Below are 25,626 nucleotides of genomic sequence, written 5' to 3' on the forward strand. Positions count from 1 at the left end.
AAGGCCTAGATCAGGCGAGAAGGGAGAGCAAGGGGCTCGCTGCGCCGCCGGAACCCGAGCCGGCGGCGGCGATGACGTAGCGCTGGGCCAGCTTCTCGAGCGCCTCCGGATCGTTGAGGTCGGAAAGCTTCAGGCGCGAGGTGATGGCGGCCGCCTGCGTCTCGACCGGCTGGACGACGATGGAGCTGGGCAGGCCGAGCGCGCCGGTGATGACCCGGCGCATCACGCTGTTGCCGAGGATGCTGTAGATGTTGGTCTGGCCCTTGGCGTTCTGCAGGAAGTAGAGCGCGTCGGAGATGCCGGCATTCTTCTCGTCGAGCCCGGTGCGGTACTGGTACTCGACGAAGCCGTCCATCAGCGTCTGCTGGACCTTCGCATCCTTCAGCCCGGCGAAGCCCCTGGCCTTCAGGTCGAGCGTCGTGGCGGCGGCGGCGAAGCGCTTGTCGAGGCTGGCGAGCAGGCCCTTCCTGTCCTTCGGGTCGGCCGTGAGGGCCTTCTGGACGAGGCCCGGATAGGCCGCCTGGTCGGCGAGGCCGAGGGCGGGAAGCAGGACATTCAGCACGCGCGGGTCCTGCAGGGCGGTCTTCACGTCCTTCGCCCTGGCGATCGCGGCCTGGAACTGGTTCAGCGCGGCGATGGTGACCGGGGCCTTCCTCTCCCGGGCGACACCCTTGGCGGTGGCGCCGGGCGCCTCGGCGGCCTTCAGCACGGCGAGGCTGGACGCGGCGTCGCCGGCATTAGCGGAGCCGGCGGCCGACGCGCCGAAAAGCGCGGACGCCAGGGTGGCGGTGACCTGCATGACGGCGCCATCCTGGCAGGCGCGGGTTGAGACGGGGTTAACGCCCGTCAGGTGACGACGGAGGGGGCGTCGCGGCCGGTATGGCGGGCGATCCCGGCGATCTCCCCCGCCGCGGCGATGACGGGGGCCAGCACCTCCTGCACCGGCAGGGCGTGGCGCGACGGGTCCGGCTCGAAGCGCTCGAGATAGACGCGCAGCGTGGCGCCGACCGTGCCGGTGCCGGAGAGGCGGAAGACGGCGCGGGCATCCTCGGCGAAGAGGATGCGGACGCCCTGGGCGGCGGTGGTGGAGCCATCCACCGGGTCGGCATAGGCGAAGTCGTCGGCGGTCGTGATTGTGAGGCCCGCGACGCGCTGGCCGGGGAGCGAGGCGAGGCGCTCGCGCAGCGAGTCCATCAGCGCATTCGCCGCCGCGGCATCGACCTCCTCATAGTCGTGGCGGGTGTAGTAGTCGCGGCCGAAGCTCGCCCAGTGCTCGAGCAGGATGGCATCCGCCCGCTTGGCCGTAGCGGCGAGGATGTCGAGCCAGAGCAGCACGGCCCAGAGCCCGTCCTTCTCCCGCACATGGTCGGAGCCGGTGCCGGCGCTCTCCTCGCCGCAAAGGGTGATGCGGCCGGAATCGAGCAGGTTGCCGAAGAACTTCCACCCCGTCGGCGTCTCGAAGCAGGGGATGCCGAGGCGCTGTGCGACGCGGTCCACCGCGCGGCTCGTCGGCATGGAGCGGGCGACGCCGGCGAGGCCGCGGCTATAGCCGGGGGCGAGATGCGCCTGTGCCGCGAGGATGGCGAGGCTGTCGCTCGGCGTGACGAAATGGCCAGGCGCGACGATCATGTTGCGGTCGCCGTCGCCGTCGGAGGCCGCGCCGAAATCGGGCGCGTCCGGCCCCATCATCTCGGCCATCAGCGCCTTGGCATGGACCGGGTTGGGGTCCGGGTGGTGGCCGCCGAAATCGGGCAGCGGCGTGGCGTTGATCACCGTGCCGGCGGGGGCGCCGAGGCGGCGCTCCAGGATCTCCTGCGCATAGGGGCCGGTGACGGCGGAGAGCGCGTCGAAGCGCATGCGGAAGCCGCGGCGGAACAGGCCGGCGATGCGGTCGAAATCGACCAGCCTCTCCATCAGCGCGGCGTAGTTGGCGACGGGGTCGACGACCATCGCCACCATGCCCTCGATGCGGGTCTCGCCGATGCGGTCGAGGTCGAGGTCGGGCGTGTCGGTGGTGCGGTACTCGGCGAGGGCGGCGGCGCGGCGGTGGATGGCGGACGTCACCTCCTCCGGCGCCGGGCCGCCATTTGCCATGTTGTACTTGATGCCGAAATCGCCCTCCGGCCCGCCGGGATTGTGGCTGGCGGAGAGGATGATGCCGCCGATGGCGCCGCTCGAGCGGATCAGGGCGGAGGCGGCGGGCGTCGAGAGCAGGCCGCCCTGCCCGATCAGCAGCCGGCCTGCGCCGTTCGCCGCGGCGAGGCGGATGGCGGACTGGATGGCCTCGCGGTTCAGGTAGCGGCCGTCGCCGCCGAGCACGAGCGTCGCGCCGCGCAGCCCCTCCCCCGCCGTGTCCAGGATCGCCTGGATGAAATTCTCGATGTAGTGCGGCTGCCGGAAGACCGTGACCTTCTTGCGCAGCCCCGAGGTGCCGGGCTTCTGGTCGGCGAAGGGGCGGGTGGCGACGGTGCGGACGGGCATCAGCGGTCTCCGGAAGGCGGGCGCATCATAGCGGCGGCCTCGCGCTTGGCGATTCACGGCGGATGGAACGCGAAGGAACCGATCCGGCTCCCGGCTGTTCGCGCTGCATGACCCGATCCCAGGCTTCCGTCCTCATCCTGCTCGGCCTGGTGCTGGCGCTGTTCTGGCTGGCGCCGGAGGTGCCGCTGCTCGGCTTCGCCGCGGTGCTGCTGGCCCTCGCCCTGCGCGCAGGGGGCGAGCCGCTGGCGCGGAAGGTGGGGCTTCCAGCCTGGGCGGGGGTGCTGATCGTCGCGGTGCTGGTGGTGGTAGCGATCGGGCTCGCGGGCTGGGCGGCGGCCGGGCCGCTGACGGAGCAGGCGCGGGAGCTGGCGCAGCAACTGCCGCGCAGCTTCGAAACGCTGCGCGACAAGCTGGCGGATACGGGCTGGGGGGACTGGGTGCTGCGGCAGGTCGATCCCGGGCGGCTCTTCGGCATCAGCGGGGCGGAGAATGCGGCCGCGGCGGCAGCCTCGGCGGCCAGCTCGACGCTCGGGGGGCTCGGCAACCTGGTTCTGGTGGTGCTACTCGGCCTCTATCTGGCGGTGCAGCCGGAGAGCTACATCCGCGGCCTGCGGCATCTCTTCGCGCCGGATATCGACGACCGGGTGCGCGACACGCTCGAGGAGGCTGGGCATACGCTGCGGGGCTGGCTGCTGGGTCAGGCCTTCGCCATGATCGTCGCGGGGGTGCTGACCTGGATCGGGCTGATGCTGCTCGGCGTGCCCCTGGCGGGGCTGCTGGCGACGATCGTCGCGCTGCTGAATTTCATCCCCGTCATCGGGCCGCTGATCGGCGCGGTGCCGGCCATGCTGCTGGCGCTGACGCAGGACCCGCTGCTGCCCTTCTGGGTGCTCGGCCTCATCGTGCTGGTGCAGAATGTCGAGGGGAATTTCCTGACGCCGATGGTGCAGAGCCGGACCGCGGACCTGCCCCCCGCCCTGCTGCTCGTCACCCAGGTGCTGACGGGGGCGCTGTTCGGGCTGCTCGGCGTGGCGCTGGCGGCGCCGCTCTCGGCACTGGGAATGGTGGTCGTCCGCAAAGGCTATGTCGAGGGGTGGCTGGACTGGCCGAAGGAGAAGGCTGAGCACTAAGGAGCTGGGGAGGGCTTTGCCCTCCCCAGGCCCCTCCCACCAGGCCGGAACCCGGCCTGGACCGGTCAGAGTTGGGCTTCGCCGCGGAGGACGGGGACGCAGCCGCCGCCGACCGTCGCTCGGATGCCGGAGGGGGTGCGGCGGGCCGTCGTCCGCAGCAGGCTGGGGCGGCCCATCTCGACACCCTGGAGGATGTCCAAAGCGTGGCGCTCGGCGCCGCTCAGGAAGAGCAGGAAGCCGGTGAGCGGCGTCGCCGCGCTGCCGGTAGCGGCGTCCTCGGGCGTGCCGGCGAGGGGCGAGAACATGCGGGCGCGAAGACGCTCGCCATCCGGGCGGTAGAGATAGAGGGAGAGGCGGCCGCCGAGCTCCGGCAGCGACTCCACCGCGCGGCGGAAGGCGGCGTGGTCGGGGGCGGCGGAGGCCAGGGCCTCGGGCGTCACCTCCAGCAGGACGCGGGGGTTGCCGCCATCGGAGGCAAGGGTCGGGGCATGGCGGGCGGTGAGGATGCCTGCGGGGGCGATGCCGGCGCAGGCGGCGATGGGCTCGACGGGCACCATGGCGCCGATCCTGAGGGGCTGCGGGGCCCCGACCGTCGTCGAAAGGACGGCACCGGCCGCGTCGCGCTCCACCGTGATCTCCACCACGCCCGCCGGCTGTTCGAAGCGGAGAAGTCCATCGCGGGCCCGGTCGGCCAGCACGAAGGCGGTCCCGACATTCGGGTGGCCGGCGAAGGGCATTTCGGCCGTGCGGTTGAAGATGCGGAGGCGGGCCGTGTTCGCTGGATCCTCCGGCGGCAGGACGAAGGTGGTCTCGCTCAAATTGAACTCGGCGGCGAGGGCCTGCATCTCGGCATCCGAGAGGCCCAGCGCATCAGGGAAGACGGCAAGCTGGTTGCCGCCGAAGCGGCGGTATGTGAAGACATCGACGGTGACGAAGGGGTAGCGCCTCATCCGATGCGCGCCGGGTCCATGGTGACGGCGTGGTCCAGCGGGCCATGGCCGCGGCCGAAGCCGGGTGCCGCAAGGATGGCGGCGCGGACATAGCGGCGGGCGCGGGCGACCGCCTCCGGCAAGGGCAGGCCCTGGGCGATGCCGGCGGCGATCGCGGATGCCAGGGTGCAGCCGGTGCCATGGGTGTGGCGGGTCTCGATCCGCGCATCCTCGAAGCGGGTGACGCCCTCCCGCGTGCCGAGCAGGTCGACGAGGATGGGGCCGTCGAGGTGGCCGCCCTTCAGCAGCACCGCCTCGGCGCCGAGGGCCAGGAGGGCGGGCATGGCGGCCTGCATCTCCGCCTCGGTGGTGATCCGGCGGCCGGTCAGTACCTCGGCCTCCGGCAGGTTCGGGGTGAGGACGGCGGCGCGGGGGACGAGGCGGCGCCTCAGCGTCTCCACCGCGTCGGGCTGCAGCAGGGGGTGGCCGCCCTTCGCCACCATCACCGGGTCGGCGACCAGCGGGATGCCGGGAGGAAGCGCGTCGCAGACCGCCTCGATGGTCGGGCTGTCGTGCAGCATGCCGGTCTTCAGCGCATCGGCGCCGAGATCGCCGAGGACGACCTCGATCTGCTGCCGGATGAAGCCGGTCGGGATGGGGAGGACGCCGTGGACGCCCTTGGTGTTCTGCGCCGTGAGCGCGGTGATCGCCGTCATGGCGAAGGCGCCGAGGGCGGTGACGGCCTTGATGTCGGCCTGGATGCCGGCGCCGCCGCCCGAATCCGAGCCGGCGATGATGAGGACGCGGCCTTGCATCTAGGCTGCGATCCGAGCGCGGATGGTGGCGGCCAGCGTCTCGACCGTCTCGGTGACGAGGGCCTCGTCCTCCGCCTCGGCCATGACGCGGATCAGCGGCTCCGTGCCGCTGGCGCGGATCAGGATGCGGCCGCGCTCGCCGAGCCGCTCCTCGAAGGCAGCGATCTCGCGCTGCACGCCAGGGTCCTTCAGCGGCGAGGCGCCGGCGAAGCGGACATTGACCAGGCGCTGCGGCAGCGGGGTGAAGCGGCGGCAGACCTCGCTGGCGGGCTTCCCCTCCTGCACCAGGACGGAGAGGACCTGCAGCGCGGCGATCAGCCCATCCCCGGTGGTGGCGAAGTCGGCCATGATGACGTGGCCGGACTGCTCGCCGCCAAGGTTGCAGCCGGCCTCGCGCATCCGCTCACCGACATAGCGGTCGCCGACCGCGGTGCGGAGCAGGCCGAGGCCGAGCGTCTTCAGGTGGCGCTCGAGGCCCATGTTCGACATCACCGTCGCCACCACGGCGTCGCCGCGCAGCCGCCCCTCCGCCTTCCAGGAGCCGGCGATGAGGGCGAGGATCTGGTCGCCGTCGATCAGCGTGCCGGCCTCGTCCACCAGCACCAGCCGATCCGCATCGCCGTCGAGGGCGATGCCGATATCGGCGCGGCGCTCGCGCACCAGACCGGCGAGCTGGCCCGGGGCGGTGGAGCCGACGCCCTGGTTGATGTTGAAGCCGTCCGGCGCGACGCCGATGGAGACGACCTCGGCGCCCAGCTCCCACAGCACGGTGGGTGCCACGCGATAGGCGGCGCCATGGGCACAGTCGACGACGATGCGCAGGCCCTCGAGCGTCAGGCGGCGGGGGAAGCTCTGCTTCGCCGCCTCGATGTAGCGGCCGGGGGCGTCCTCGAGGCGGCTGGCGCGGCCGAGGCGGGCAGGCGCAACCTGGGAGCCGGAAAGGTCGCCGGCCATCAGCGCCTCGATCTCCGCCTCCTGCGCGTCGGAGAGCTTCAGCCCGTCGGGGCCGAAGAGCTTGATGCCGTTGTCCTCGAAGGGGTTGTGCGAGGCGCTGACCATCACGCCGAGATCGGCGCGAAGGCTGCGGGTCAGCAGGGCAATGGCAGGGGTGGGCATGGGGCCGACCAGGACGACATCCATCCCGGCACTGACGAAGCCTGCCGTCAGCGCGGGCTCCAGCATGTAGCCGGAGAGGCGCGTGTCCTTGCCGATGACGACGCGGTGGCGGTGGGTGCCGCGGTTGAAGTACTGGCCCGCCGCCTGGCCGAGCCGGAGGGCGGTGGCAGCATCCATCGGCGCCTGGTTGGCCTTGCCGCGGATGCCATCGGTGCCGAAGAGGCGTCGGGTGGTCTGGGTCATGCTGGTGGATTAGCGCCCGCCGGGCGGCCTGTCACCGGAAAGCGCGGCCTGCCAGACGCGCAGCGCCTGGACGGTCTCCGCCACGTCATGCACGCGGAGGATGGCGGCGCCGCGGCCGGCGGCGAAAAGGGCGGCGGCAACGCTGCCGGGCATGCGGGCGCGGCCGCCCTCGGTCGCGCCGGAGAGGCGGCCGATGGAGCGCTTGCGCGAGGCCCCGACCAGCAGCGCGCAGCCGAGGCCGGCGAGCAGCGGCAGGCGGTGCAGCAGGGCCAGGTTGTGCTCCAGCAGCTTGCCGAAGCCCAGGCCCGGGTCGAGGGCGATGCGGCTGCGGGGAATGCCGGCGGCCTTGGCGGCGGCGAGCCGGTCGGCCAGGAAGTCGCCGACATCGAGGGTGACATCGGCATAGCGCGGGTCGTCCTGCATGGTGCGCGGGTCGCGGCCGAGCATGTGCATGAGGATGAGCGGGGCGCCGGATTCGGCGACGACGCGGGCGGCGCCCGGGTCGTGGCGCAGGGCGGAGACGTCGTTGACGATCCGGGCGCCAGCAGCCAGCGCCTCGCGCATGGTGGGCGCGTTGCGGGTATCGACCGAGAGGGGCGCGAGCGGGGCCAGGGCACGGATGACGGGGAGGATGCGACGGCACTCCTCCGCCGGCGTGACGGGGGCGGCGCCGGGGCGGGTGCTCTCGCCGCCGATGTCGAGGATGTCGGCACCGGCGGCGAGCATCGCCTGCCCCTGGGCGAGGGCGGCCGCGACCAGGGCCTCGCCCTCAAGGCCGGCGGCGAGGAGGCCGTCGCCGGAGACGCTGTCGGGGGTGACGTTGACGACGCCCATGACCAGCGGCGCACCGGGGCCGAGACGGGGCGCGAGGCCGGCGAAGGGCGCCGGCGCCTCGATCAGCGGCGGCAGCAGGTCGCGCCAGCCGGGTGGGATGGCGGCGACCGGGACCAGGCTGGGCTCGGCGCCGCGGGCGATGAGGCGGGCCAGGGTGAAGGCGGTGGGGCCGCCCTGAAGCGGCAGGGCGAGGCCCGCCCGAAGGGCCGCCTCGGCGCCAGGGCCGGTCAGCAGGCCAAGCGGTTCGATCCATCGGTCGGGCATGGCATCCCCCGAAACGCAATCAGCGCGCCCGGGGGCGCGCTGATCGTCAGGCCTGTGGCTGGCGTCCGGCCTAGGTGGCGGGCGCCGGGCCGGGGTTCAACCCGCCGCTCGGGCGGGTAGAGCGCCCACTGGTCGGGACGCTGCCGCGGCCCTGCGGCACCGGCTCGTCCGGGCGGTCGCGCACGATCGGCTCGCCGCGGATGATCAGCTTGATCTCGTCGCCCGAGATGGTCTCGTGCTCGAGCAGGCCCTTCGCCAGCAGGTGCAGCTCGTCGATATTCTCGGAGAGCAGCTGCTTACACTTGGCATAGGCCTCGTCGATGATGCGGCGGATCTCGCCGTCGATCATCTGCGCGGTGTTCTCCGACAGGTTCTTCGACTGCGTCACGGAGTGGCCGAGGAAGACCTCCTGGCTGTTCTCGCCATAGGCAATCATGCCAAGCTTCTCGCTCATGCCCCACTCGGTGACCATCATGCGGGCCTGGTTGGTGGCCATCTTGATGTCGCCCGAGGCGCCATTCGAAACCTTGTCTGGGCCGAAGATCAGCTCCTCGGCGACGCGGCCGCCCATGGCCATCGCCAGCTCGGAGAGCAGCTTCGACTTGTGCTTGGAGTAGCGGTCGCCCTCCGGCAGAGACATCACCAGGCCGAGGGCGCGGCCGCGGGGAATGATCGTCGCCTTGTGGACGGGGTCGCACTCCGGGAGCTTCATGGCGCAGAGGGCGTGGCCGGCCTCGTGATAGGCGGTCATGCGCTTCTCGTCCTCGGACATGACGAGACTACGGCGCTCGGCGCCCATCAGCACCTTGTCCTTGGCCTGCTCGAACTCGTGCATGCCGACGGTGCGGCGGCCGGTGCGGGCGGCGAGCAGGGCGGCCTCGTTGACGAGGTTGGCCAGATCGGCGCCGGAGAAGCCGGGGGTGCCGCGGGCGATGACCTTCGGGTCGACGTCGGAGGCGAGCGGGACCTTCCGCATATGGACGCGGAGGATCTTCTCGCGGCCCATCACGTCCGGGTTCGGCACCACGACCTGGCGGTCGAAGCGGCCTGGACGCAGCAGGGCGGGGTCGAGCACGTCCGGCCGGTTGGTGGCGGCGATGAGGATGACGCCCTCGTTGGACTCGAAGCCGTCCATCTCGACGAGCATCTGGTTCAGGGTCTGCTCGCGCTCGTCGTTGCCGCCGCCGAGGCCCGCGCCGCGATGGCGGCCGACGGCGTCGATCTCGTCGATGAAGATGATGCAGGGAGCGTTCTTCTTGCCTTGCTCGAACATGTCGCGCACGCGGCTGGCGCCGACGCCCACGAACATCTCGACGAAGTCGGAGCCGGAGATGGTGAAGAAGGGAACGTTCGCCTCGCCGGCGATGGCGCGGGCGAGCAGCGTCTTACCCGTGCCCGGGGGACCCACGAGCAAGCAGCCCTTCGGGATCTTGCCGCCGAGACGCTGGAACTTCTGCGGGTCGCGCAGGAACTCGACGATCTCCTCGAGCTCGCCCTTGGCCTCGTCGATGCCGGCGACGTCCTCGAATGTGACGCGGCCCTGCTTCTCGGTCAGCAGGCGGGCGCGGGACTTGCCGAAGCCCATGGCCCGGCCGCCGCCCGACTGCATCTGGCGCATGAAGAAGACCCAGACGCCGATGAGGAGCAGCATCGGGAACCAGGAGAGCAGGTAGTGGAAGAGCGGGTTGACGTCGCTCTCCTCCGGCCGCGCCACGACGCGGACGCCCTTCTCCGTCAGGCGGGAGACTAGGTTGGGGTCTTCCGGCGTGTAGGTCTGGAAGGTGCGCCCGTCCGAGAGCTGGCCGCTGACGGTCCGCCCCTGGATGGTCACGTCCCGCACATGGCCCGCGCCGACCTCGTTGAGGAAGTCCGAGTAGGCAACCTGTTGGGCGCCCCGTTGCGCCGAACCGCTGGGCTGGAACACGTTGAAGAGCGCCACGAGCAGCAGCGCCACGATCACCCAGAGCGCCAGATTCCGGCCGAAATTGTTCACCGATGCGTATCCCGTTCCCGCCATGACCCCGATCGGGCCCTGGTGCCTCAGGCTCTGCCCGAGGCCAGCGATCCCTAAGATAGGGAGGCAAGCCCCGGCCGTGAATGCCCCCGATGCGACAAGACCATGCCGCCCGCGGAATTGACCCCCGTGGCCGCCTCCCCAGCTGGGAGGAACCCAACCAGGGCGAACACTGCCCGGAAGGGCTTGCAGCGATCTGGATCAGGATAGTCCAGAGCGGGGACGGCCACCAGCATTCCGTTGTGGCGGATGGCGGGCAGTCCGGCAAGCAACGCGGCGGGCCAGGCGGGGGCGAGCCGGCGGAGGCGCGCGGCATCGGCGGGGCCGAGGGCACTCACCTCATGGCCGGGCGCGCCGGGGCCGGACAGGCGGAAGCGCCGGTCCCAGAGGGCGCCGGCCAGCGCCTCGACCGGCGGCGCGATGGCGGCGGGTTCGCGGAAGAGGAGCCAGGCGCCGCGGCGCGGGCGGAGCCAGGCGCCGGCGAGCGTCCCCTCCCCCCGCCCGCGAAGGGCGGCCACGGCGGCGGCGGGCGGGGCGTGGCGGGCGCCGGCGACCGCCTGGACGAGGCGGGCGAGCAGGGCATCGGCCAGCGCATCGGTGCCGAGGGCGGCCGGGTCGATCTCGGCGAAACCGGAGGGGCGGAGCGTGGTGGATGCGGCGAGGCGGGCGCCGAGGGCGGCCTCGAGCCGCGCGCGGCGGCGGGCGAAGGCGGTGGCTGCCTCGGCGAGGGCTTCGGTTGCGGCGGGGTCCAGCAGGGCGCGGAGGCGGGCGCGGGCGAAGCGCGGGTCGCTGTTGCTCGGGTCGCGGATGGGGGCGAGGCCGGCGACGGTGGCGGCAAGCCGCGCGGGCGGGACGGGGAGGAGCGGTCGGAGGATCAGCGCCTCGGCCGTGGCGCGGACGGGCGGCATGGCGGCGAGGCCGGACGCACCGCTGCCGCGCAGGGCCCGGAAGAGCAGGGTCTCTGCCTGGTCGGCCTGGTGATGGCCGAGGAGGAGCCAGGGCGTGCCGGCCTCGGCGCAGGCGGCGAGGAGGGCGGCGAGGCGGGCCTCGCGGGCGCGCTCCTGCAGGGCGGGGCCAGGTGCGAGGCGGAGGGGCAGCAGCCGGGCCGGGATGCCGAGGCGGAGGAGCTGGCTGAGGGTGGCCTCGGCCTCGGCGGCGCTGTCCGGGCGGAGGCCGTGATCGGCGACGAGGGCGAGGAGGCTGCCGCCCCTGGCGCGGGCCCATCGGTCGGCCAGCAGGGCAAGGGCAAGGCTGTCGGGGCCGCCGGAGACGCCGGCGGCGAGGCGGGGGCCCCGGCCGAAGGGGCCGAGCGGGGCCATCAGGCCGGCGAATTCCTCCGCCGAGAGGGGATCAGCCGGAGCGGGCGGCGTCACGCCTCCGGGCGATGCCGCCCTCCGGCGATCCGCCCTACCGGCAACCGGCGCGGCGGCGGGCATCGGCGGCGCGCTCGGCCAGGGCGCCGCGGAGGTTGGGGAAGTTGCTCCGCAGGTCGTCCAGCGTGTCGCAGGATTCGCGCTTGTTGCCGAGGTTGTTGAAGGAGGCGGCGAGGCCGAGCAGCGCCTCGGGCGCGCGGGGGCCGGTGCGGCCGCGCGTGTAGGCGTCGTTATAGGCCAGCGCGGCGCCGGCATAGTCGCGCTTGCCGGAGAGGGCATCGCCGAGCAGGAGCTGGGCGTCCGTGGCGCGGGGGGAGTTGCGGTTGGCCAGCACTTCGCGCGCGGCGGCCTCGGCGCCCGTATAGTCGCGCCGGGCGAGGGCGGCCTGGCCTTCGGAGATCGCACGCTCCGGGGTGCGGCCGGCGGATGGGGCGGGGCTTGCCGGCGCCGGGGCAGGCGTGGGGGCCGGCGCCGGGGTGCGAGGCGCGGCGGCCGGGCGGCCGGCGGGCTGGTTCTCGATTTGCTGCAGGCGGTAGTCGAGGTCGCCCTGCAGCTTCTCGACAGTCTGCTGGAGCGTGCGGTTGCGGTACTCGACCTCGTCGAGGCGGCCGCGCAGGCGGCGCATCTCCTCCTCCAGCGCGGTCACGCGGTCGAGCAGGGTGCCGACCAGCTCGCTCCCCGGGGCGCTACCGCGCGGGGCGCTCGGGGCCGGCAGCGCGCCGCCGCTGCGGCGCACCTGGTCGAGCTCCTGGCGGAGCTGGAGGATCTGGTTCTGCAAGTAGATGCCCTCGCGGCTCTCGGCCTGGGCCCAGGCGCCCTGGGCGGGCAGCAGCAGCGGGGCGGCGACGAGGATGGCGGCGAGGAAGGGACGGGTCACGAGGCCTCCGGGGCGGCGCGGGGCGAAAATGGGTACGGGCCGGCTGGATAAGGCAGCCGGCCCGTATCGGCCAGGGGGTGAAGCCCCCAAAGGGCAGCCGCCGCCATCACGCGCGGGACAGCGCCCCGCGACGTGATGGACCGGGCCTAGCGGACGACGGTGACGGCGCGGCGGTTCTGTGCCCAGGCATCCTCGGTCGAGCCGAGCGCCGCAGGGCGGTCCTTGCCGTAGGAGATGGTGGCGATGCGGGCGCCGGCGGCACCGTTGGCGACGAGCACGTCGCGTGCCGCATTGGCGCGGCGCTGGCCGAGGGCGAGGTTGTACTCGCGGGTGCCGCGCTCGTCGGCATGGCCCTCGACCTGCACCGTCACCTGCGGGTAGCGGGCGAGCCAAGCGGCCTGGCGCTCGAGCACCGGGCGCTGGTCGCCGCGGATGCTGCTCTCGTCGGTGTCGAAGAAGACGCGGTCGCCGACATTGGCGACGAGGTCTTCCTGGCTGCCCGGGCGCGGGCCGGCCGAGGTGGTGGTCGCCGCGCCGGCGCCGGTGGCGGCGTTGTCGGAGGAGGAGCTGCAGGCGGAGAACAGGGCAAGCGCCGCGAAGGCAGTCATGACCTTGGTGTTCAGCATGGGTGTCGTCCCTTTCCTGTTGGCCATCGCGCAGCCCGGCACTGCGGAATACTGCCGGGGGCGTTACAACCAGGGCGCTAGAGCGTCAAGCAAAACGGGCACCGCCGTAGCAATACCGGCGCCCGTTCATGCTTTCGCTGCAACACCGCCATTACTGGGACGACAAGTCGGCGTGCACTTTGTTTCCCGTTGTTTCACCCAAGCTTGCAATCACGCCAGCAGGGGCGACCAGGCCGGGTCCGAGGCGTCGGTCGGGGTGACGATCTGGCGCTCGTTGAAGCCGGTGATGTCGATGCTGGCCAGGCGCGATGAGAAGCCGTTGCCGCGCGCATCGCGCGCCGGCGTCTCGCGGAAATACATCATCACCCGGCCGTTGGGGGCGAAGGTCGGGCCCTCCATCCCCCAGCCCTCGGAGAGGATGCGCTCGCCCGAGCCGTCGGGGCGCATCACGCCGATGGCGAACTGGCCGCCGGCGATGCGGGTGAAGGCGATGAGGTCGCCGCGCGGCGACCAGACCGGCGTCGCATAGCGACCGCGGCCGAAGGAGATGCGGCGCACGCCCCCTCCTCCCGCATCCATGACGTAGATCTGCTGGTCGCCGCCGCGGTCGGAGTTGAAGACGATCTGCGAGCCGTCCGGCGAGAAGCAGGGCGAGACATCGAGCCCGCCGCCGGAGGTGAGCTGGCGCTCGCGCCGGCTGGCAAGGTCGACGACATAGATGTTGGCGTCGTTGCCGCGCGTCGAGGAGAGCACGACGCTGCGGCCGTCCGGCGCGAAGCGGGGCGAGAGCGTCATGCCGGCGAAGCTGCCGAGCACCTCCTGCCGCGCGCTGTCGAGGTTGAAGAGATAGACCCGCGGCTCGTTGCGGGCATAGGACATGAAGGCGATCTGCTGCGCATTCGGGTGGAAGCGCGGCGTCAGCGCTGCGAAGGAGCCGTCGGTCAGGTAACGCTGGTTCTCGCCGTCCTGGTCCATGATGGCCAGCCGCCGGGTGCGGCGGTCGCGTGGGCCGGTCTCGGCGACATAGACGACGCGCGTGTCGAAATAGCCCTTCTCGCCGAGCAGGCGCTCGTAGATCACGTCGGAGATGAGGTGGGCGATGCGGCGCCAGTTGCCGGCCGGCGCGGTGAAGGCGGTGCCCTGGATCTGCGCCTCCGGCAGCACGTCCCAGAGGCGGAACTCGACGCGGAGGCGGTCGCCCGAGACCTCGGCGCGGCCGGTGGTCAGCGCCTGGGCGCCTATGACGCGCCAGTCCTGGAAGCGCGGCGTCTGCGCCGCGGCCTCGGCCGTCTGGATGTAGGCGGCACGGTCGACGGGGCGGAAGAGGCCGCTGTTGCGCAGGTTGGTCTGGATCACGGCGGCGATGTTCTGGCCGAGGCGCTGCGCCTCGTCCGAGCCGCCGGCGAAATTCGGCACGGCGATCGGGATCGGGTCGGTGCGGGCCTTGGTGATGTCGACGACGGAGCTCTGGGCGAAGGTGGCGCGGGCGCCGATGAGCGGCAGGCCGAGCGCGGCGCCGCCGAAGATCGCGGCGCGGCGGGAGAGCTGGCGGATCGCAGCCTCGTCCATCTGGGTCTTCCTCCGTTGATTGCAGGCCGGGCCGGCCTCAGCGCAGGCCGAGGTCGCGCGGGTTGAAGCGGAATACCGTATCGTTCAATGCAGCCAGCCGATTGCGCGGCAACGGCAGCGGGTTGCATTTGGGGTCGAGCAGGGCGCGGCGCGCGGCCTCGTAGACAGCGCGGGCACGCGGCTCGGAGGGCGGCGAGCCGTTGGGGCGGACGTTGCGGACGGTGCCGCCCGGATCCACCTCGACGCGGAATTCGACGACGATGCTCTGGATGTTCAGGCCGCCGGCATCGACGCTCCAGCACTCGCTGATCTTCTCGGCGAGGCCGGCGCGCTCGCCGGCGCTCAGCGCCGCGGTGCCGGTGGGCGTGCCGCCGCCCTGCTGCGGGGCGCCGGGGGCGGATTGCGGACGGCCGCGCGGCGCCTCGTTCGAGGCCTGCATCTGGCGGAGGCGGTCGAGGGTGTTCTGGACGCTGTTGCTGAGCTCCTGCGGGCGCGCGACCGGGGGCGTGCGGCCGGTGCCAGCCTGCTGCGTCGGCTGGGGCGGCGGCGGGACGGGGGTGGGCGGCGCGGGGCGGGCATCCGGGCGCGGCGGCGCGGGCGTCGCCTGGGCCTGCTGCTGCTGCGGGCGGGGCGGCGCCGGCGGCGTGGGCGGGGTCGGCTGGGCCTGCTGCTGCGGGCGCGGCGGCTGGGCGGGCGGCGTCGGCGCGGGCGGCGTCGGGCGCGGCGGCTCGGGCACCGGCGGCGGCAGGGGCAGCGGCGCGACCTCGGCCACCTGCTGCTGCGGCTGCGGGCGCGGCGGGGCCGGCGCGGGCGGCGTCGGCGCGGGCTGCGGCGGAGGGGGTGTCGGCGGGCTCGGGCGCGGCGGGGTGGCCTGGGCCTGGGGCGCGGGAGGCGGCGGGGCGGCCGTGGGCGGCGGCGGAGGGGGTGGCGGGGGCATCGGCAGGCGGTCCTCGCGCACCGGCTCGGGCGCCGGCGGCTCGGGCCGCGGCGGCTGCGGGACGGAGGCGGGGGCGGCGACGGGCGCCGCCTCGGACGCGCCCTGGGCCTGCTGCGCCGGCAGGCTGGCGACGAGCTCGACGGCGATCGCCTCCTCCTTCGGCTCCTCCAGCTTCGGAGGCAAGCCGAAGACCAGGCCGAGCAGCAGGGCGACGGCGTGCAATGCCGCCGAGACGAGCCCCCAGAAACGCATTCCCCTGTTCTGCATGACCGCGCCCCCGCGCGTGGCCTCCGTGGCTCAGCGGGCCGGAGGGGTAGCGGGACGAGAGGCGGGGCGCGCGGCCGGGGCCGCGCCGGTGGCCGGTCGGCCCGCCGGCTGCTCGGCGAGCAGCGCCACCTTGCTGAAGCCGCCGGCGCTGATGACGCCCATCACCTCCATGACGCGGCCATAGCTGATCGCCTTGTCGCCACGGACGAAGATGCGGCGCTCCTGCGCGTTCGGCCCCTGCGCGTTGGCGCCGGCGATGGCCTGGAGCTGGGCGACCAGCCCCTCCAGCGGCACCTCGGTCTCCTGGAGGAAGATCTTGCCCTCCGGGTTCACCGTGATGGTGATCGGCTCGTTGTCCTGGTTGAGCGCGCTCGCCTGGGTCTTCGGCAGGTCGACGGGGACGCCGACCGTCATCAGCGGCGCCGCGACCATGAAGATGATGAGCAGCACGAGCATGACGTCGACCAGCGGCGTCACGTTGATCTCGGCCATCGGGCGGTAGCGGCCCCCACGGGAACTACTGCCCCTGCCGCGGCCGGCGTTCAGGGAAGCGGCCATGGGGCTACTCCGCGACCGCAGCGGGGGTGCGGGCCTCGGTGCCGATCACCGCGCTCTCCGACTGGCGGGAGAGGATGCCGCCGAACTCGGCCGCGAAACCCTCCAGCCGCCCGGCGAAGCGGGCGAGGTCGGTGCTGATCTTGTTGTAGGCGAGCACCGCCGGGATGGCGGCGACGAGGCCGATCGCGGTGGCGAAGAGCGCCTCCGCGATGCCGGGGGCCACCACGGCGAGGTTGGTGTTCTGCATCCCCGCGATCGCGGCGAAGCTGTTCATGATGCCCCAGACCGTGCCGAAGAGGCCGACGAAGGGCCCGACCGAGCCGACCGAGGCGAGGAAGACCATCCAGCGCTCCATCCGGTCCATCTCGCGCTGCACGGCGAGGTTCATGCTGCGGTCGATGCGCTCCTTCAGTCCGGCGGCGACGAGGTCGGAGCCGACGAGGCGCTGGGCGCTGCGGCGCCACTCGCGCATGGCGGCGGCGAAGACGGCGGCCATGGGGTGCGAGGGCTGCTCGCCCTCCTTGCGGAAGAGGTCGTCGAGGCTGCCGCCGGACCAGAAGCTGTCCTCGAAGGCGTCGGCCGCGCGGTTGGCGCGGCGGAGGCTGGTGATCTTCTCGAAGACGATGGCCCAGACCCAGACGGAGGCGAGCAGCAGCCCGACCATCACGAGCTTCACCACCCAGTCCGCCTGCAGGAACAGGCCCCAGAGGGACAGGTCGTGCAATGCGCCGCCCAGATCCGTCGCCGTCACGCTGCGGTCCACCGCTACTCTCCTCTATCCAGCCTCGCCCGGGGCGCCGCCGAGGGCAGCGCGCCAGGGCTCGGGTATGCGCCTCGGCCGCAAGGTGTCCCGGTCGATGCAGGCCAGTTCCACGTGGAGGGCGGCCAGCGCCTCCTCCTCCCGGACCATGCGCTGGTCGAGCAGGAGGGTGACGCCGCGGACCGCCATCACCCGCGTCTCGACCACGATTGCGTCATCGAGCCGCGCGGGGCGCCAATACTCTACTTCGATGCGCCGCACCACGAGTATCGAATGGTGACGCTCCATCATAAGCTGATGTGGCAAGCCCATGTCGCGCAAGGATTCCGTCCGGGCCCGTTCGGCCCAGCGGAGGTAGTTGGCGTGATAGGCGACGCCGCCCGCATCGGTGTCCTCGAAATAGACACGGATCGGGAAGCCGTGGGCGGGGCCGGGCGGCGGAAGCTTCACGACTCGCTGCCCGAAAGCAGGTCGGGCTGAATGGCGAAGCTGGCGGGCGGGCTGAGGCCGAGATGGGTCCAGCCCGGCATCCCCAGCATCCGGCCGCGCGGGGTGCGGAGGACGAGGCCCTCCTGGATCAGGTAGGGCTCGATGACGTCCTCGATGGTGTCGCGGCTCTCGGCCAGTGCGGCGGCCAGGGTCTCGACGCCGACCGGGCCGCCATTGTGGTGCTCGGCGATGCGGCGCAGGTAGCGGCGGTCCATCGCGTCCAGCCCCTTGCTGTCGACCTCGAGGCGGGTGAGCGCGCCGTCGACCATGGCGCGGTCGGCAGGCATGCCGGTGACGCTGGAGAAGTCCCGCACGCGGCGGAGCAGGCGTCCGGCGATGCGGGGCGTGCCGCGGGAGCGGCGGGCGATCTCCAGCGCGCCGGCCTCGGCGAGCTGGAAGCCGAGCTTCTCGGCGCCGCGGCGGACGATCCGCAGCAGCTCCTCCGGCGTGTAGAATTGCAGGCGGAGCGGGATGCCGAAGCGGTCCCTGAGGGGCGTCGCCAGCAGGCCGGCCCGCGTCGTCGCGCCGACCAGGGTGAAGGGCGGCAGGTCGATCCGCACCGTGCGGGCGGCCGGGCCCTCGCCGATGATGAGGTCGAGCTGGAAGTCCTCCATCGCCGGGTAGAGCGTCTCCTCGAGCGCCGGCTGCAAGCGGTGGATCTCGTCGACGAAGAGCACGTCGCGCGGCTGCAGGTTGGTGAGGATCGCGGCCAGGTCGCCGGCGCGCTGCAGGATGGGGCCGGAGGTGGCGCGGAAGCCCACGCCCAATTCGCGGGCGACGATCTGGGCGAGGGTCGTCTTGCCGAGGCCGGGCGGGCCATGGAGCAGGACGTGGTCCAGCGCCTCACCCCGGGCACGGGCGGCCTGGATGAAGACGGCAAGGTTCTCGCGCAGCGCCTGCTGGCCGGTGAAGTCGGCCAGGACCTGCGGGCGAAGCGTTGCCTCGGCGGCATCCTCGTCGGTGCGCGCGGGGGTGGTGATGCGGTCGTCGGCCTCCGTCTCAGGCGGCGGCGGAGGGCGCCGGCGGGAGCCGCTCATCGGGCAAGCTCCTTCAGGCTGTCGCGGATGAGCGCCTCGAGCGGCACTTCCTCGCCGAGGCGGCCTTGCGCGCGGTTCACCGCGGCCTGGGCCTCGGGGCGCCGCCAGCCGAGATTGATCAGCGCCGAGACCGCATCGGCGGCGGCACCGGGCGGCGGCGCGGCCGTGGCGGGGCCGGCGGCGATGCCGCTCGGCGGCTGGATGCCGCCCGCCCAGTCGCGCAGCTCGGTCACCAGCCGGTCGGCGAGCTTGGCGCCGACGCCATTGGCCTGGCGCAGCCCGGTGCGGTCGGCGCGGCGCACCGCCTCGGCCAGGTCCTCCGGCGCAAAGGCGGAGAGGATGTCGAGCGCCAGCTTGGTGCCGACGCCCTGGACGGAGGTGAGCTTGCGGAAGGTGTCGCGCTCCGCTGCGCTGGCGAAGCCGACCAGCACGATGGCGTCCTGGCGTACCTGGGTTTCCACCAGCATCGCGGCCTGGCCCTGCACGTCGCGCAGCCGGTCGAGGGTCTTGGTGGAACAGGACAGCAAGTAGCCCACGCCGTTGACGTCGAAGATGCAGCCGCCCTCGAGTAGCCCGTCCAGCTTGCCGGTTAGTTTCCCGATCATGCCTGCGCTCCGGTGGCCGCAGGGCCGGACGTCTGGATCGGCGGGCTCATGCGGGCACGTAGCCTTTCGCGAAGGCGATGCGCGTGCCGCGATGATGGGCGTGGCAGATGGCGACCGCCAGCGCATCCGCCGCATCGGCGCGGCGGATGGTGGCGCCGGGGAGCAGGCGGCGGACCATCGCCTCCACCTGCGCCTTCTCGGCATGGCCGGTGCCGACCACCGCGCGCTTTACCTCCATCGCCTGGTACTCCGCGACGCGGATGCCGGAGAGGGCGGGGGTGAGCAGCACCACGCCGCGGGCCTGGCCGAGCTTGAGCGCGGCGCCGGGGTTCTTGTTGACATAGGTATGCTCGACCGCGGCCTCCTGCGGCCGCCACTGCTCGATCAGCGCCACGAGGCCGCGATGGAGCGTGCAGAGGCGCTCGGCCAGCGGCTGGTCGGCATCGGTGGAGATGACGCCGTCGGCGAGGTGGCGGAGGCGGTTGCCCGTGCTCTCCACCAGGCCCCAGCCCGTATGCTGCAGGCCGGGGTCGAGTCCCAGAAGGCGGACGGGCCCGGTCAGGCGGAGAGCCGCTGCGACACGGCCTCCGACACCTCGAAATTGGCGTAGACGTTCTGCACGTCGTCGCTCTCGTCCAGGCGGTCGATCAGCTTCAGGATGTCCGCCGCCTTCTCCTCGTCGAGGTCGATGCGGACATTCGGCACCCACTCGATCCGGGCGCTCTCCGGGCTGCCGAAGCGGGCCTCGAGCGCGTCGCGGACGGCAAAGAAATCCTCCGGCGCGCAACTGACCTCATGGCCCTCCTCGTCGGATTCGACGTCCTGGGCGCCGGCCTCGATGGCGGCTTCCAGCATCGCCTCCTCCTGGCCGGGCAGGCCGGGGAACCAGAGCACGCCGCGCCGCTCGAACTGGAAGGAGACGCTGTTGGTCTCGCCCAGCGCTCCGCCGGCCTTGGCGAAGGCGCTGCGGATGTCGCCCGCCGTGCGGTTGCGGTTGTCGGTCAGGGCTTCCACGATGATGGCGACGCCGTAGGGGCCGTAGCCCTCGTAGCGGACCTCCTGGTAGTCCTCCCCCTGCCCGGCCTGGCTGGCGCGCTTGATGGCGCGGTCGACGGTGTCGCGCGTCATGTTCGCGGTGAGCGCGGCCTTGACCGCGGCGCGGAGGCGCGGGTTCATCGCCGGGTCCGGCAGGCCCATCTTGGCGGAGACGGTGATTTCGCGGATCAGCTTGCCGAAGGCGCGGGCCTTCTTGGCGCCCTGGGCCGCCTTGCGGTGCATGATGTTCTTGGCGTGCGAGTGGCCGGCCATGGCCCCAGCCTTCTCCCGATCCTGAGATTCAAAGCGAAGCGGGGCTTATAGCTGGCGGACAAAGGGAATGCCACGGGGAGGGTTGCGGAGCCGGGCAGCGGGCTGGCAGGCTCCTCGCCATGGACGCCCTGGCCCCCAATCCGGCGCATGTGCCGGATCCTTTCGCCGTCACCTCGCTGGAGGAGCTGGCACGGCACTACGACCCGCCGCGGGAGCTGGTGCTGCGGAAGGTGATCCATCGGCTGGAGCCGAAGGCGATGGCCTTCATCGCCGCCTCGCCCTTCGCGGTGCTGGCGACGGTGGGGCCGGAGGGCGTGCATGCGACGCCGCGGGGCGATGCGCCGGGCTTCATCCGCCCGCTCGACGACCGGACGCTCGCCCTGCCGGACCGGCGGGGAAACAACCGGCTGGATGCGTTGCGGGACATCATCGCCAACCCGGCCGTGGCGCTGCTCTTCCTGGTGCCGGGAGCGGGGGAGGCGCTGCGGGTCAACGGGACGGCGCGGATCACCGCCGACCCGGCGCTGCGCGAGCGCTTCGCGGAGCGCGGGAGGCTGCCGGCGACCGTCGTGCTGATCGAGATGCGCGAGGCCTACCTACAATGCGCCAAGGCGGTGCTCCGCTCGAGGCTCTGGGGCGATCGGGGGCGGCCGGAGACGGTGCCGAGCATGGGGGAGATGATCGCGGCCCATACCGGCGGGATGGTGGATCCGGCCACCTATGACCGGGAGGCGCCGCAACGGCTGGTGGATACGATGTACTGATCAGGCCTCGGCGGCTTCGGGCTGGCGCTTGCGGCCGGGCTGCGGCGGCTGGACGGACAGGCGGAGATGGCCGGCCTCGCTGCGGCGGGCGGCCTGTTCCCGGGCGACGGCATCGCGCAGCGCCCCCTCGTAGCTCAACCCGCCGGCGGCACCGCCGAGGATCGAGGTGCCGGGGCCGAAACGGCGCGTGTCCTCACGATCCATGGCTGCCATCCCCGGTTGTCTGACCGCATCGTGCATGCCTCGGGCCGGCGCCCGAGTGACAAACGCGTGAGCACCCGGGAACTTACGCTTTGACAATGTGGGGCCCGGCCAGGCCAAGCCGGGCGCAGACATTGCGGGTATCGACCAGCAGCGGCAGTGCCGCGGCAAGGGCGCCATAGTCGATGCCGTCATGGTCGGTGACGATCAGGCCGGCCTGGAAGCCCGCCAGCGCGCCGGGCGCGATGCCGCAGCGGCCGGTGAGGCCTGGGTGGTCGGGCTGGGGCGGGATCACCGGCACCAGCGGATCGAGGTAAAGGACATCGGCGCCGCGCGCCTTCAGCATCTCCATCAGCACCAGGGCCGGGCTGTGGCGCAGGTCCTCGAGGTTGCGCTTGTAGCCGAGGGCGATGACGAGGATCCGGCTGCCGCGGAGGCCCCTGCCCTGCCCGCGGTCCAGCGCCTCGGCCAGGCGGTCGAGCACATGGCGGGGCATGGCCGCGTTGATCTCGCTGGCGAGGTCGATGAAGCGGGTGGGCCCGCCATGCGCCCGTGCCTGCCAGGTGAGGTAGTGCGGATCGACCGGGATGCAGTGGCCGCCGAGGCCAGGTCCCGGGAAAGAAGGGCATGTAGCCGAAGGGCTTGGTGCGGGCGGCCTCGATCACCTCCCAGATGTCGATTCCCATTGGCTCGAAGACCAGCTTCAGCTCGTTCATCAGGGCGATGTTAACGGCGCGGAAAGTGTTCTCGGTGAGCTTGACCGCCTCCGCCACATCGGCCGAGGCGACGGGGACGGTGCGGGCGACGAAGGCGCCGTAGAGGGCAAGGGCCAGCTCGAGCGAGGCAGGGTCGGTGCCGCCGATCACGCGGGGGATGCTGGCGGTGTGGTGTTGGGCATTGCCCGGATCCTCCCGCTCCGGTGCATGGGCGAGGAAGAAGTCCCGCCCGCAGCGGAGGCCGGTCGACTCGAGGATCGGTTGCATCACGCCCCGGGTGGTGCCCGGATAGCTCGTCGATTCGAGGATGACGAGCTGGCCGGGGCGAAGTTGGGCGGCGACCAGCCGGGTGGCGGATCCGACCGCGGCGAGATCGGGCTCCCGGTGGGGGCCGAGTGGCGTCGGGACGCAGACGAGGATGGCATCGGCCTCGGCCAGCGCCCTTCCCTCCCCGGTGAGGCGGAGGCGGGTTGTGCGCAGCGCGGCGCGGATCGAGTCGGACTGCACCTGGCGGATTGGGCTGCGCGCCGCGGCGAGCTCGGCGACGCGCGCCCTGTCGGCATCCATGCCAATGGCTCGGAAGCCGGCCTCGACCAGGGCGAGGACCAGCGGCAGGCCGACATAGCCGAGGCCGATGACGGCAACCGTCACCTCCCGAGCCCGGAGCCGCGCCGCAAGCGGCTCCGCCAGGCTGGCGGGGCGCGGAAGGAGCGACGGGAGCGAGTCCGGCATGCAGTATTATTACGATATCGATACATCTAAATCAAACGATTTCGCAACGTCCCGCCGGTGGGAAGGGCGTGAACGCGAAAGGCCGGGCTTGGGGCCCGGCCTTCCTGCACGCTTTCTTAGTGGGGTCCCTGCCCCCCGTCTCGCCTCAGCTGAAGATGAAGTCGCTGAGGCTGAGGTTGCCGTCGGCGAGGACGAAGATGTGGTTGCTGCCGGAGGCGATCTCGCCATCCGCCGACCAGGTGATCTGGTCCGCGGTGATGCCCTTGAGCTCCACCTTGTCCTGGCCGATCTTGAAGTCGAGGATCAGGTCGCCGCCGAAGTTGCCGCCGAAGACGAAGGTGTTGGACCCGGCGCCGCCGGTCAGCACGTCGTCGCCCAGGCCGCCGATGATCGTATCGTTGCCGGCCCCGCCGGTGATCTCGTCATTGCCGGCGCCGCCGTCGAGCAGGTTGCCCACGTCGCTGCCGGTGATGGTGTCGCTGCCGCTGCCGGCCTTGACGGCCTCGATCGAGACGAGGTTCAGGTCGAAGGCGAAGCTGGGGTCACGCTTCAGGTCGATCGACAGGTCGGCGGTCGAGTCGGACAGGTCGGCCGTGTCGAAGCCTTCGCCGCCGATGACGTAGTTCCAGCTGCCGTGGATGAAGATCACGTCGTTGCCGGCGCCGGCGACGATGTAGTTGCTGCCGCTGCCGCCGTCGATGGTGTCGGCGCCGTCGCTCCCGATGATGGTGTCGTCACCCGCGCCGCCGAAGGCGGTCGCGCCGACGCTGCCGGAGAGCTCGATCCGGTCGTTGCCCTCGCCGCCGTCGACGGTATCGCCGTCGCCGCCGGCCAGGTAGTCGTCGCCCTCATCGCCGAAGAGCTTGTCGGCGCCGGAGCCGCCGATGATGGTATCGTTGCCGCTGCCGCCATGGGCCTCGGCACCGCCGTCGCCAAGATGGATGTCGTCCTTCCCGTCACCGCCGAAGATCGTGTCCTGGCCGCCAGCCCCGGCGATGTAGTCGTCGCCATCGCCGCCGAGGAGGAGGTCCGCACCGGCGCTGCCGATGATGACGTCGTCGCCCGTCCCGCCGTCGATCGTGGCGGCAGCGCCGCCGTAGACGTTGATGTAGTCGTTGCCGGCGCCGCCCTCGATCGTCGCCAGCCCGCCCCAGATGGTGTCGTCCTGGTCGGTCCCCACGAGCTTCTCGAAGCCGCCGAACCAGAGGTCCTCGCCGACCACATTGCCGGCGGCGGCGAGGATCACGTGACCGGAGGCGGCCTGGGACATGTCGAAGGTGTCGGTGCCCTCGCCGCCCCGGATCTCGCCGCCGACGCCCTCGACCCAGTAGACGACATCGTTGCCGCCGCCGGCGACGATCCAGTTCGAGCCACCGCCGGCGTAGATCGTGTCGCTGCCGCTGCCGACGATGATGATGTCGCCCAGCGCGCCGGGCCCTGTGTCGGCATTGGCGATGACGGTGTTGTTGCCGTCAGCGAGATGCGCCTCGTCCGCGCCGGTGCCGAGGTCGACCGTGGCGTTGCCGAGGTTGCCGCCCCAGATCGTGTCGTTGCCGGCGAGGGCGGAGATCATGTCGTCGCCGGCGTAGGGGATGAACACGTCGCCGTCCGGCGTTCCGGGCAGGGTGTCCTTGCCGTTAGTCCCAAAAATCAGTCCCATCGAGGCGCCTCCGCATGAAAGAAGCGAACAGGAGCCGACCCCCATGGGACGTCCCATTCAACCTATACCCTCACTTTATACGGAGTTCACAACCTGTGGTGAAGAAGGCAGGGCGTCTCAATTTGTACCAGAAGTGGACGGGCCTTAGGAGATTTCCCGTTAACTTTTGCAACGGTTAACCTGTATCACGGGCGCGCTATACAGCCCATGTGATGGTTTTGGAGGATGTTCAGGCCCTTGGCGGCGGGGCTGACACGTTGCTGCGGGGCAGCAAAGGTTACAGCCGTCACGGCAGGCCGAGCTGGCCTCGGTGTAATGAGTTGTCGCAGTACGTGCCTTCAGATTGACCACCGTACAACCGCTGGTTAAAGACCAAGGCCATGGGACGGCGCCTCGTCGGCGCCTGGCATTGGCGGCGGGGTGTGGGTCATGGCGGATTTTGCATCGGTTGTCGGGGGCGGCACCTACGACCTCGCTCATTTCGGCTCGGTCCCGGGCGGCGTGGACGCCTTCTACCACATCGAGACGAGCGGGGTGTTCATTGACCGCAGCCTTGCGACCGGCCTCACCCAGGTCGACGCCAGCGGTGCCGCCGGAGGGGTGGCCTACAAGGGCAGCGACATCGGCGACAGCGGGAGCGCGAATGCCGACGGCACGACCTTCCAGTGGGGCTTCAAGGGCGGCCAGTACAACGACACGGTCAGCGCCGGCGGCGGCGACGACAAGGTCGATGCCGGCAACGGCAACAACTATGTCGACGGCGGCTCGGGCAACGACACCATCGTCGCCGGCAGCGGTAACGATACGCTGCTCGGCGGCAACGGCGACGACTCGATCAACGGCGGCAACGGCGACAACAACATCCAGGGCGGCAACGGCAACGACACGCTGACCGCTGGCGACGGCAACGACAGCATCTCCGGTGGCAACGGCGTGGACAGCATCTGGGGCGGCGGCGGCGACGATACCCTGCTGGGCGGAAACGGGGATGACACGCTCATGGGCGGCGTCGGCAACGACCTGCTCGTCGGCGGCAACGGCACGGACCTGTTCACCTACGAACAGGGCTTCGGCGGCCACGACACGATCCTCGGCTTCAGCTACGGCGAGGATGTCGTGCAGATCAAGGCCGGCATGGACGGCGTGAGTAGCCTCAACGACCTGGCCGGCAAAATCACCATCGAGGGCTCGAGCGTGAAGATCAGCCTGAGCAGCGGCGACACCATCGTCATCAAGGGCGTCACCGGCGCCAGCGCATCCGAGCTAGTCGCGCATCCGGAGAACTGGATCAAGATCGTCCAGTGAGCCGCCCGGGGTAAAG

General features: G+C 72.0%; 25 protein-coding genes and 1 pseudogene. 3 read left to right on the forward strand and 23 right to left on the reverse strand.

Going from position 1 to position 25,626, the window contains the following annotated elements:
* Positions 1-10: 10 nt before the first annotated feature.
* Positions 11-799: a DUF1217 domain-containing protein gene (locus AC5JJ1_RS12100; RefSeq protein WP_495785378.1), complete on the reverse strand. Its 789-nt coding sequence runs from the start codon at positions 797-799 to the stop codon at positions 11-13.
* 47 nt (positions 800-846) lie between these two features.
* Positions 847-2,481, reverse strand: coding sequence for an alpha-D-glucose phosphate-specific phosphoglucomutase (locus AC5JJ1_RS12105; RefSeq protein ID WP_495785379.1), 1,635 nt, complete (start codon positions 2,479-2,481; stop codon positions 847-849).
* A gap of 107 nt (positions 2,482-2,588) precedes the next feature.
* On the opposite strand from AC5JJ1_RS12105, the gene AC5JJ1_RS12110 reads away from it, so the two are divergent.
* Positions 2,589-3,611, forward strand: a complete 1,023-nt coding sequence (locus tag AC5JJ1_RS12110) for an AI-2E family transporter (protein WP_495785380.1) — start codon at positions 2,589-2,591, stop codon at positions 3,609-3,611.
* A gap of 65 nt (positions 3,612-3,676) precedes the next feature.
* On the opposite strand, the gene AC5JJ1_RS12115 is transcribed toward AC5JJ1_RS12110, so the two are convergent.
* From AC5JJ1_RS12115 to AC5JJ1_RS12195, 17 genes are all read right to left on the reverse strand, one after another.
* A complete protein-coding gene (locus tag AC5JJ1_RS12115; protein WP_495785381.1) occupies positions 3,677-4,561 on the reverse strand; it encodes a PhzF family phenazine biosynthesis protein in 885 nt (294 codons plus the stop codon).
* The gene (thiD, locus tag AC5JJ1_RS12120) at positions 4,558-5,355 is read right to left on the reverse strand and encodes a bifunctional hydroxymethylpyrimidine kinase/phosphomethylpyrimidine kinase (protein WP_495785382.1); all 798 of its coding nucleotides are present in this window, start codon (positions 5,353-5,355) and stop codon (positions 4,558-4,560) included. The genes AC5JJ1_RS12115 and thiD overlap by 4 nt, the downstream gene beginning before the upstream one ends.
* Positions 5,356-6,714: a phosphoglucosamine mutase gene (gene glmM / locus AC5JJ1_RS12125; protein WP_495785383.1), complete on the reverse strand. Its 1,359-nt coding sequence runs from the start codon at positions 6,712-6,714 to the stop codon at positions 5,356-5,358. It lies immediately after the preceding gene.
* A 9-nt stretch (positions 6,715-6,723) separates the two neighbouring features.
* The gene (gene folP, locus AC5JJ1_RS12130) at positions 6,724-7,812 is read right to left on the reverse strand and encodes a dihydropteroate synthase (protein WP_495785384.1); all 1,089 of its coding nucleotides are present in this window, start codon (positions 7,810-7,812) and stop codon (positions 6,724-6,726) included.
* Between the two features lie 70 nt (positions 7,813-7,882).
* Positions 7,883-9,805: an ATP-dependent zinc metalloprotease FtsH gene (ftsH, locus tag AC5JJ1_RS12135; RefSeq protein ID WP_495785385.1), complete on the reverse strand. Its 1,923-nt coding sequence runs from the start codon at positions 9,803-9,805 to the stop codon at positions 7,883-7,885.
* A 74-nt stretch (positions 9,806-9,879) separates the two neighbouring features.
* Positions 9,880-11,199, reverse strand: a complete 1,320-nt coding sequence (tilS, locus tag AC5JJ1_RS12140; protein ID WP_495785386.1) for a tRNA lysidine(34) synthetase TilS — start codon at positions 11,197-11,199, stop codon at positions 9,880-9,882.
* Between the two features lie 34 nt (positions 11,200-11,233).
* Positions 11,234-12,076 (reverse strand): YbgF trimerization domain-containing protein, encoded by an 843-nt coding sequence (locus AC5JJ1_RS12145; protein WP_495785387.1) that lies wholly within the window; start codon positions 12,074-12,076, stop codon positions 11,234-11,236.
* A 146-nt stretch (positions 12,077-12,222) separates the two neighbouring features.
* Entirely contained in the window at positions 12,223-12,699 is a 477-nt protein-coding gene (pal, locus tag AC5JJ1_RS12150) for a peptidoglycan-associated lipoprotein Pal (protein WP_495785470.1), read from the reverse strand.
* A 213-nt stretch (positions 12,700-12,912) separates the two neighbouring features.
* Positions 12,913-14,271 carry a Tol-Pal system beta propeller repeat protein TolB gene (gene tolB, locus AC5JJ1_RS12155; RefSeq protein WP_495785388.1) on the reverse strand — a complete coding sequence of 453 codons (1,359 nt, stop codon included), beginning with the start codon at positions 14,269-14,271 and terminating at the stop codon, positions 12,913-12,915.
* Between the two features lie 37 nt (positions 14,272-14,308).
* A complete protein-coding gene (tolA, locus tag AC5JJ1_RS12160; protein ID WP_495785389.1) occupies positions 14,309-15,460 on the reverse strand; it encodes a cell envelope integrity protein TolA in 1,152 nt (383 codons plus the stop codon).
* Positions 15,461-15,505: 45 nt separating this feature from the next.
* On the reverse strand, positions 15,506-16,033 hold the full coding sequence (gene tolR / locus AC5JJ1_RS12165) for a protein TolR (protein WP_495785390.1): 528 nt from the start codon (positions 16,031-16,033) through the stop codon (positions 15,506-15,508).
* Between the two features lie 4 nt (positions 16,034-16,037).
* The gene (gene tolQ, locus AC5JJ1_RS12170; RefSeq protein WP_495785391.1) at positions 16,038-16,796 is read right to left on the reverse strand and encodes a protein TolQ; all 759 of its coding nucleotides are present in this window, start codon (positions 16,794-16,796) and stop codon (positions 16,038-16,040) included.
* Between the two features lie 12 nt (positions 16,797-16,808).
* Entirely contained in the window at positions 16,809-17,243 is a 435-nt protein-coding gene (ybgC, locus tag AC5JJ1_RS12175; RefSeq protein WP_495785392.1) for a tol-pal system-associated acyl-CoA thioesterase, read from the reverse strand.
* Positions 17,240-18,319: a Holliday junction branch migration DNA helicase RuvB gene (gene ruvB / locus AC5JJ1_RS12180; RefSeq protein ID WP_495785393.1), complete on the reverse strand. Its 1,080-nt coding sequence runs from the start codon at positions 18,317-18,319 to the stop codon at positions 17,240-17,242. The genes ybgC and ruvB overlap by 4 nt, the downstream gene beginning before the upstream one ends.
* The gene (ruvA, locus tag AC5JJ1_RS12185; RefSeq protein ID WP_495785394.1) at positions 18,316-18,924 is read right to left on the reverse strand and encodes a Holliday junction branch migration protein RuvA; all 609 of its coding nucleotides are present in this window, start codon (positions 18,922-18,924) and stop codon (positions 18,316-18,318) included. Before ruvA ends, ruvB begins: the two co-directional genes overlap by 4 nt.
* A gap of 46 nt (positions 18,925-18,970) precedes the next feature.
* A complete protein-coding gene (gene ruvC / locus AC5JJ1_RS12190) occupies positions 18,971-19,486 on the reverse strand; it encodes a crossover junction endodeoxyribonuclease RuvC (RefSeq protein WP_495785471.1) in 516 nt (171 codons plus the stop codon).
* Positions 19,483-20,232: a YebC/PmpR family DNA-binding transcriptional regulator gene (locus AC5JJ1_RS12195; protein ID WP_495785395.1), complete on the reverse strand. Its 750-nt coding sequence runs from the start codon at positions 20,230-20,232 to the stop codon at positions 19,483-19,485. The genes ruvC and AC5JJ1_RS12195 overlap by 4 nt, the downstream gene beginning before the upstream one ends.
* A gap of 119 nt (positions 20,233-20,351) precedes the next feature.
* Between AC5JJ1_RS12195 and AC5JJ1_RS12200 the strand changes: the two genes are divergently transcribed.
* Positions 20,352-20,996: an MSMEG_1061 family FMN-dependent PPOX-type flavoprotein gene (locus AC5JJ1_RS12200; RefSeq protein WP_495785396.1), complete on the forward strand. Its 645-nt coding sequence runs from the start codon at positions 20,352-20,354 to the stop codon at positions 20,994-20,996.
* On the opposite strand, the gene AC5JJ1_RS12205 is transcribed toward AC5JJ1_RS12200, so the two are convergent.
* From AC5JJ1_RS12205 to AC5JJ1_RS12220, 4 genes and pseudogenes are all read right to left on the reverse strand, one after another.
* Positions 20,997-21,200, reverse strand: coding sequence for a hypothetical protein (locus AC5JJ1_RS12205; RefSeq protein WP_495785397.1), 204 nt, complete (start codon positions 21,198-21,200; stop codon positions 20,997-20,999).
* Between the two features lie 82 nt (positions 21,201-21,282).
* Positions 21,283-21,693 (reverse strand): UDP binding domain-containing protein, encoded by a 411-nt coding sequence (locus tag AC5JJ1_RS12210; protein ID WP_495785398.1) that lies wholly within the window; start codon positions 21,691-21,693, stop codon positions 21,283-21,285.
* A gap of 175 nt (positions 21,694-21,868) precedes the next feature.
* A pseudogene (locus tag AC5JJ1_RS12215) lies at positions 21,869-22,645 on the reverse strand (nucleotide sugar dehydrogenase); the annotation flags it as partial.
* A 145-nt stretch (positions 22,646-22,790) separates the two neighbouring features.
* Entirely contained in the window at positions 22,791-24,305 is a 1,515-nt protein-coding gene (locus AC5JJ1_RS12220; RefSeq protein ID WP_495785399.1) for a calcium-binding protein, read from the reverse strand.
* A 429-nt stretch (positions 24,306-24,734) separates the two neighbouring features.
* Between AC5JJ1_RS12220 and AC5JJ1_RS12225 the strand changes: the two genes are divergently transcribed.
* Entirely contained in the window at positions 24,735-25,610 is an 876-nt protein-coding gene (locus tag AC5JJ1_RS12225) for a calcium-binding protein (RefSeq protein WP_495785400.1), read from the forward strand.
* The last annotated feature ends 16 nt before the right edge of the window (positions 25,611-25,626 follow it).

This window comes from Belnapia sp. (assembly GCF_059504005.1).

Excerpts from the sequence above, each read along its gene's own strand:
- AC5JJ1_RS12100 (WP_495785378.1), bottom strand. The coding sequence starts at position 799 with ATGCAGGTCACCGCCACCCTGGCGTCCGCGCTTTTCGGCGCGTCGGCC.
- AC5JJ1_RS12105 (WP_495785379.1), bottom strand. The coding sequence starts at position 2,481 with ATGCCCGTCCGCACCGTCGCCACCCGCCCCTTCGCCGACCAGAAGCCC.
- AC5JJ1_RS12110 (WP_495785380.1), top strand. The coding sequence starts at position 2,589 with ATGACCCGATCCCAGGCTTCCGTCCTCATCCTGCTCGGCCTGGTGCTG.
- AC5JJ1_RS12115 (WP_495785381.1), bottom strand. The coding sequence starts at position 4,561 with ATGAGGCGCTACCCCTTCGTCACCGTCGATGTCTTCACATACCGCCGC.
- thiD (WP_495785382.1), bottom strand. The coding sequence starts at position 5,355 with ATGCAAGGCCGCGTCCTCATCATCGCCGGCTCGGATTCGGGCGGCGGC.
- glmM (WP_495785383.1), bottom strand. The coding sequence starts at position 6,714 with ATGACCCAGACCACCCGACGCCTCTTCGGCACCGATGGCATCCGCGGC.
- folP (WP_495785384.1), bottom strand. The coding sequence starts at position 7,812 with ATGCCCGACCGATGGATCGAACCGCTTGGCCTGCTGACCGGCCCTGGC.
- tolB (WP_495785388.1), bottom strand. The coding sequence starts at position 14,271 with ATGGACGAGGCTGCGATCCGCCAGCTCTCCCGCCGCGCCGCGATCTTC.
- tolA (WP_495785389.1), bottom strand. The coding sequence starts at position 15,460 with ATGCGTTTCTGGGGGCTCGTCTCGGCGGCATTGCACGCCGTCGCCCTG.
- tolR (WP_495785390.1), bottom strand. The coding sequence starts at position 16,033 with ATGGCCGCTTCCCTGAACGCCGGCCGCGGCAGGGGCAGTAGTTCCCGT.
- ruvB (WP_495785393.1), bottom strand. The coding sequence starts at position 18,319 with ATGAGCGGCTCCCGCCGGCGCCCTCCGCCGCCGCCTGAGACGGAGGCC.
- ruvA (WP_495785394.1), bottom strand. The coding sequence starts at position 18,924 with ATGATCGGGAAACTAACCGGCAAGCTGGACGGGCTACTCGAGGGCGGC.
- AC5JJ1_RS12195 (WP_495785395.1), bottom strand. The coding sequence starts at position 20,232 with ATGGCCGGCCACTCGCACGCCAAGAACATCATGCACCGCAAGGCGGCC.
- AC5JJ1_RS12200 (WP_495785396.1), top strand. The coding sequence starts at position 20,352 with ATGGACGCCCTGGCCCCCAATCCGGCGCATGTGCCGGATCCTTTCGCC.
- AC5JJ1_RS12205 (WP_495785397.1), bottom strand. The coding sequence starts at position 21,200 with ATGGATCGTGAGGACACGCGCCGTTTCGGCCCCGGCACCTCGATCCTC.
- AC5JJ1_RS12210 (WP_495785398.1), bottom strand. The coding sequence starts at position 21,693 with ATGCCCCGCCATGTGCTCGACCGCCTGGCCGAGGCGCTGGACCGCGGG.
- AC5JJ1_RS12220 (WP_495785399.1), bottom strand. The coding sequence starts at position 24,305 with ATGGGACTGATTTTTGGGACTAACGGCAAGGACACCCTGCCCGGAACG.
- AC5JJ1_RS12225 (WP_495785400.1), top strand. The coding sequence starts at position 24,735 with ATGGCGGATTTTGCATCGGTTGTCGGGGGCGGCACCTACGACCTCGCT.